This window comes from Planococcus beigongshangi, from assembly GCF_016820495.1.
Lineage (GTDB): Bacteria > Bacillota > Bacilli > Bacillales_A > Planococcaceae > Planococcus > Planococcus beigongshangi.
The window spans coordinates 1-416 of the sequence record NZ_JADHDU010000028.1; the positions used below are offsets into that span (position 1 = coordinate 1).

Annotated in this window: 4 tRNA genes; all 4 read right to left on the reverse strand. The window is 51.4% G+C overall.

Features of this window, described 5'->3' with window-relative positions:
* Positions 1-31 precede the first annotated feature (31 nt).
* The 4 genes from IQ294_RS16230 to IQ294_RS16245 all read right to left on the reverse strand — a co-directional run bounded on the left by IQ294_RS16230 (position 32) and on the right by IQ294_RS16245 (position 388).
* A tRNA-Leu gene (locus tag IQ294_RS16230) sits at positions 32-116 on the reverse strand.
* 21 nt (positions 117-137) lie between these two features.
* Positions 138-213, reverse strand: a tRNA-Lys gene (locus IQ294_RS16235).
* Between the two features lie 10 nt (positions 214-223).
* Positions 224-299 (reverse strand) — tRNA-Thr (locus tag IQ294_RS16240).
* Between the two features lie 13 nt (positions 300-312).
* Positions 313-388: transfer RNA gene (locus tag IQ294_RS16245), tRNA-Val, on the reverse strand.
* Positions 389-416: the final 28 nt, after the last annotated feature.

The window sequence follows — 416 nt, forward strand, 5'->3', positions numbered from 1 at the left end:
CGTTCTACCACTGAACTACTTCCGCAAAAAATGGTGCGGGTGAAGGGAGTCGAACCCCCACGCCCGAAGGCGCTAGATCCTAAGTCTAGTGCGTCTGCCAGTTCCGCCACACCCGCGTGGCAATAATGAAATTAAAATGGTGAGCCATGAAGGATTCGAACCTTCGACCCTCTGATTAAAAGTCAGATGCTCTACCAACTGAGCTAATGGCTCATACAATGAGTGGTGCCGGAGAAAGGACTTGAACCCTCAACCTACTGATTACAAGTCAGTTGCTCTACCAGTTGAGCTACTCCGGCGAAAGAGAATAAATGGTGGAGGATGACGGGATCGAACCGCCGACCCTCTGCTTGTAAGGCAGATGCTCTCCCAGCTGAGCTAATCCTCCGATATGTATGCCCAGCGACGTCCTACTC